The following is a 5016-nucleotide window of genomic DNA, read 5'->3' as shown; positions in this document are numbered from 1 at the left end:
GGCGAACTCGATGCGGCCAACCCGGCGGCGCGAGACCTCATCATCAATAATGATACGAACACGGAGCACGACTTTGCGATCGACCCGACAGCAGGCAGCAGCCGGACGTTCTACGTGGCAAGCCTGGATGGTCAGATGGTCAAGCTGAAGCAGATGGTCGAGCACGGCTCCCCTTCCGAGATCGGCAGCTTTTATGTCGGCAATGATGTGAGGGCGCCTTTTATCGAGTTCGATGCCAACAGCAGCCCCAAGTGGATCTACCTCTCGCTGACGCGTGGCACGGAGGCTGGCGGCTTCCGCAGCGCGATCCAGCGCATCAACGCCAACGACCTGTCGAGTTCCACCATCGCCGGGAGCCTGAGTGCCACGGCGACCTTCCTCGGCACCACCGATGACGCCAGCAACCCCCTCAGCGGGCGGATTGCGGAGGTCAAGGGCCTGGCGCTCTCAACCAACGGCGACAAGCTCTACATCGCCGAGCAGTCGCAGGAGGCGACCGACACGAGCCTCGGCTTCGGGCGCTTCGGGCGAGTGCGGCAACTCGACCTGGCTCCCTGAGCCGGGTCCCTGATGGCGTCGGCGCCTGCCTCCGCGCCGACGCCATACGAGCGTGGGCGCGATGGGGTATGAGGGGAGCAGGCTTGGGATTGCGGGAGGGGAATGGATGAAGCGGGCTGTTTGGCTGTTCGCGTTGTCGCTTTCGCTGGCGCTGGGGGCCCCGGCGGCGCTCGCCGCGGCGCCGCCGGACCCCTATCCGCTGGTCGCCACCTATGACGCCTTCGCCAAGCGCGCCTTCTCCTTGGACACCGTGCGTCTGGTCGAGCAAGGCTTTGCCGAGCGTCGGGGCGAGATCCTGAAGCGCGGAGGCAAGCAGCTGGCCCGGACCGATGAGGGGTACGGACCCGTGTACCGGGCTCGCTTCCTGCTCAAGGATGGCCACGTCACGCTCTACTCCGGCATCATGGATGGCTGGCGCAGCGAATGGCACTTCCCGCCCTGCGCCCTGAAGACCGCGCTTGACCTGGCGCGGACCCATCACGCGGCGAGCAGCAACAGCGCCCTGAAGGTCGATTTCGACCATCCGGCGAGCAGGGACGCCTCGCAGGTGTCGTACACCTCGCCGTCGGACGGCTGTGAGGTCACCTACACCCTCCAGCTGGACCGAACAGGCCGCTGCGTCGGCATCATCCTCAGCGGGGGATGCTGAGCCGGCAGCAGCCCACGGCGATCGCCCTGCAGGACGTTAACCTCCCGCAGGGCGTGACTTGGGTGGCCTCGGAACAAGCCGGCGGGAGTGTCCTCGGCCAGACCGTGCCAACCCGGGGCCTCAACGACGGGGAGGGACGCTGGGGACAGGCTGCGGGACGACGGGCCCGGGGGCGGGCACGCTTGTCTCGGCCACCGCGCCGCAGGACTCGCGCGGGCTCAGGAAGCCGTCCTTGTCCTTGTCCTGGGCCTTGAAGATCTCGCTGAGGTTCGGCACGGGGGGGGCCATCTTGGCGGCCATCCACTCAGCCAACGAAACCTTGCCGTCCTTGTTGGTATCCCCTTGCTGGAACATGCCCAGGCAGGGGTGCGACGGCTGCGGCGGCACCACCGGTGTGGCCGCGGCCGTGAACTCCTCGAAGCTGATTTTGCCATCGCGGTTGCGATCCTTGCGCAGCATCTCCGTCAGCCCTGGATGGGTCGGGTCGAGCGGGCGGACGACGCGCGGCGGCAGGGTACCCCGGAAGTCGCAGGGCACGAGCTGGAACGGCCAGGCCGAGGCGTACTCTTCGCCTTGCAGGAACTTGTCGCCGTCCTTATCCGCCTGCTTGAAGGCCGCTTCAAGGGTGCACGGCGGGGTGGGCACGACAGGGTCCACGAACTGGATCACGGCACCGACGTTGCCCGTTTCGATCAGGGCGACGTTCAGATTCATCAGCAGGTTCTCGCCGCTGCGCAGCTGGGCCTGTTGCTGGGCCTCGCCGATGACCAGCCCCTCCTGGTCGCGGGCCTCGACTCGCATCGTGATCGGACCGGTCGCGACCGACTTGAATGCCAGGTCGACGCGCGGGCGTTCCAGTTCCTTCCGGTCAAGCTCGCGCGATTGCCCGTTGCGGCTATCGCTCAGGTAGATGTACACGCTCTCGATGTCGGTCCGCGTGGCCAGGGTCCGGTAGGTCCGCGCGCGGGGCGACAGGCCGGCAAACGACACCCGGACCGAGCCGGAGTTGGGGGCGACCGTGGTGCGCTTCAGCGAGGCGGAAGCCTGCACCATCTTGATGGGCGGCTGCCCGACCAGTTCCTTGGCGCAGCCGGAGAGCAGCACTGCCGCCGAAAGGACGAGGCCGAGGGGGTAAGCCGGATTCTTCATGGTGGACTCCTTCCGAAACAACACACACGTGAGCGTGCTTTCCTCTTGAGGGCCAACAGCCTGCCAACAATTCGGGTGGACTTTCGTAAAATTCCAGGACACGAAGCAGATGGCGCCACCTGTGGCCGGGCGGGTATGCTGACCGGGGTGCAAGGCCCGAATGGTTGGGACCGCCGGTCGGGAGGGTCGTACCGGGGCAGGCCGCACCCTGCAGACTTCGATTGGGTCCGGTCATCCGCGTCTCGAGACGCCAGCGGACAGCCCCCTGAAGTGATGAAAATGAATCAACAAGAATGGATCGATCAACACGGCTCAGAAGCCCTCAGGGAGGCCTTTGCCCACAACCGCCTCGCCTGGCAACTGGGCTATCGCGAGGAGCGGGCCAAGCTGGAATACGGGCCTGAATTTCGGATTGGCGACCACGACAACCGCTTCACGCCGGCGGAGCAGCCGTCTCGATTTGCACTGGCCTACGCGGAACAACACGGCGCGGAGGTCGCAACGGGGTACGAGACGGTCCAGATCGACCCCTACAGCTACATCGAGAATGGGATCGGGGAAGTGCTCCTGTTCCGGCCTCCGTGGCTCAGGGATTGCGCAGGAAGCCAAGCCGCGGTGTTCGCGAGGGTTGCGGCGCTGCAAATGCAAGACGGTACAGACCCACGTCCCGGCTGAGCGAGGCGGGACCGAGCAATTCGTCGAGGCCCGTGTGGCTCGCCACGCGACCGAAGGCATCGCCTTGACGGCCCTCGGACTTGACTTGGGGGCCGAGCTCGCGGCGGCGTCTGCCACGCCCTCGCCGCTGGAGAGCGCGATGGACCAGGCCCGGTCAGCCTTCCCGGGCCCCGGCCCGTCGAGTATCCTGGAGGGGAGGCCCTGGCGGCCAGCACGCCCCGGACGCTGCCGGGCGAGGCCAGCCCCGAGAGGAATTCGTCGATGTCACTCACGCTGCCCCTGCACCCCCTGGTTGTCCACCTCCCGCTCGCGCTGGTGGTGGTGGTGGCTGGCCTTGACCTAGCGGCCCTTGCCTGGCCGCGGCTCCGCCTGGCACGGATGGCGCTCGGCCTCCAGGCGATCGCCACCCTCGGCGCGCTGGGAGCCTACGTGACGGGGGATGCCGCAGAGCACGCTGTGGAGCACCTGCCGGGCATCGAGCCCTTCCTGGAGCGCCACGAGGCGCTGGGGCTCGCGTTGCTGATCGGCGCGGGACTCGTGCTGGCGGTGCGCGGGGCGCTCGTGTGGCGCGGCCTCACGGGGGGGCTGGCCGGGCGGGCCGTGGCCGCGGCGCTCGGCGTCGGCCTCGCGGGGCTGGCCGCCGTGACGGGCCATGCGGGCGGCGTGCTGGTCTACGAGCACGGCGCGGGCGTCAAGCCAGGCCTCGTGATCCCGGCGGCCCCCGCCCACGGCGACGAAAACCACGCGCGCTGACAGCCGGGAACGCCGGTCCGGGCACTGCCGCGATGCCGTGCTGTGGGGCCGATTCAGGGGCTTCATCTACGCCTCCTGAGCCCCCCACGCAGCCAGATGGGCCTGCCAGCGGATGCATGGTCCCCAAGGTGAACACTTTGACCGTATTGCTCCGGCTCTCCGCCCGTTTCTTGCTCCTCGGGGCGATCGCCAGTTCGGGATGCACCCTCCAGCTCGCGAACCCGAACATCGGGGTGCGCACCCCTATCCTGAGCTGGCGGCGGCGTTTTTGGACGGCGAGGGGGGCGGGTCCAGTCCCCTCCCCCGCTGACCGTCCAGGCCCCCGGCCGGTAGGAAGCTGGTGGCCGCCTGGTTACCCCTTGTGATATGCTCCACCGGCGGCCCGCTTCCCTCCTCGTGCGCAGGGGCCACCTATCGGCGCTGGTACCTCGATCGCGGACAGTCAGGAGTCGTGCCTTGAGACACCGCTCGCTTCAGCAGCCGTTTTTGTTGCTCGCGTGCGCCCTCGCCCTTGCCTGCACGCCGATGGCGGGCACCCACCCGATAGGGTCGGCCAGCCCTGCACCGGCGGGGGTGGTGTCACTGGCCCGCCCCTTGCAGGTGCGCGGCGTGGCCGAGGTTGCAGGCGCGGCCTTCGGGGGCGCTGCGCTCACCGCCTTCGACCTGGCGTCGGGGCAGGCCTTGAGCCTTGAAGGAACCGCTCGGACCGACGCCTCAGGTCGCTTCGAGTTCCGCCTGCCGTTCGGCTCGATGCAGCGGCTGGTGAAGGTGGTCGCCAGTGTAATGTGGTTCAATCCGAGCAGTGGGGGGGAAGTGGGGCTGAAAGCCGGCCTCCGTTGGCCATCAGGGGGCTTCGCGCGCCGAGACCTCTCCATCGAGGTAGTGCCAGGCGCCCTGCTCTCGTAAGAAGCGCGACCGCTCGTGCAACACGCCGCGCACGCCATCGGCCTCGTACGTGGCCTCAAACTCGACCACCCCGGTCGACTCCAGCACCGAGCCGCCTTCCACGGCGAGGATCGTCAGGCCGGTCCAGCGGGTCTGGCGCAAGCTGCGCTTCACCTGGCGGAGCTTGCGGATTCCGGTCAAATCGATCACCCAGTCCGGGGAAATCGATCACCTCTCGTCGCGTCGCAACGCTGACTGTTTGAACTTTACCTGGGGTGATCGAATTGGTCTACGGAAGGGTCTGTGGGGTCAGCCCTCCCGAATTTCTTCATCGTTCGGCTTCATGC

At 67.8% G+C, this 5016-nt stretch carries 7 protein-coding genes; 5 read left to right on the top strand and 2 right to left on the bottom strand.

Annotated elements, in window-relative coordinates:
* Together VKP62_01255 and VKP62_01250 are read left to right on the top strand one after the other, a co-directional pair.
* On the top strand, window positions 1–558 hold a 558-nt coding region (locus tag VKP62_01255), incomplete at its 5' end, for a hypothetical protein (protein ID MEB3195808.1).
* A gap of 106 nt (window positions 559–664) precedes the next feature.
* Window positions 665–1207, top strand: coding sequence for a hypothetical protein (locus VKP62_01250; protein ID MEB3195807.1), 543 nt, complete (start codon window positions 665–667; stop codon window positions 1205–1207).
* 120 nt (window positions 1208–1327) lie between these two features.
* Here VKP62_01250 and VKP62_01245 read toward each other — a convergent pair whose 3' ends face one another.
* Window positions 1328–2356 (bottom strand): hypothetical protein, encoded by a 1029-nt coding sequence (locus VKP62_01245; protein MEB3195806.1) that lies wholly within the window; start codon window positions 2354–2356, stop codon window positions 1328–1330.
* A 279-nt stretch (window positions 2357–2635) separates the two neighbouring features.
* Between VKP62_01245 and VKP62_01240 the strand changes: the two genes are divergently transcribed.
* From VKP62_01240 to VKP62_01230, 3 genes are all read left to right on the top strand, one after another.
* Entirely contained in the window at window positions 2636–3031 is a 396-nt protein-coding gene (locus tag VKP62_01240) for a hypothetical protein (GenBank protein ID MEB3195805.1), read from the top strand.
* 261 nt (window positions 3032–3292) lie between these two features.
* Complete coding sequence (locus tag VKP62_01235) at window positions 3293–3784, top strand: DUF2231 domain-containing protein (protein MEB3195804.1); 492 nt, start codon at window positions 3293–3295, stop codon at window positions 3782–3784.
* A gap of 456 nt (window positions 3785–4240) precedes the next feature.
* Complete coding sequence (locus VKP62_01230) at window positions 4241–4690, top strand: hypothetical protein (GenBank protein ID MEB3195803.1); 450 nt, start codon at window positions 4241–4243, stop codon at window positions 4688–4690.
* Here VKP62_01230 and VKP62_01225 read toward each other — a convergent pair.
* Window positions 4628–4870 carry a YchJ family metal-binding protein gene (locus VKP62_01225; protein ID MEB3195802.1) on the bottom strand — a complete coding sequence of 81 codons (243 nt, stop codon included), beginning with the start codon at window positions 4868–4870 and terminating at the stop codon, window positions 4628–4630. The genes VKP62_01230 and VKP62_01225 overlap by 63 nt on opposite strands.
* Between the last annotated feature and the right edge of the window lie 146 nt (window positions 4871–5016).

The organism is Candidatus Sericytochromatia bacterium, assembly GCA_035285325.1.
GTDB lineage: Bacteria > Cyanobacteriota > Sericytochromatia > S15B-MN24 > JAQBPE01 > JAYKJB01.
This window is presented reverse-complemented; position numbering and strand designations above follow the sequence as displayed.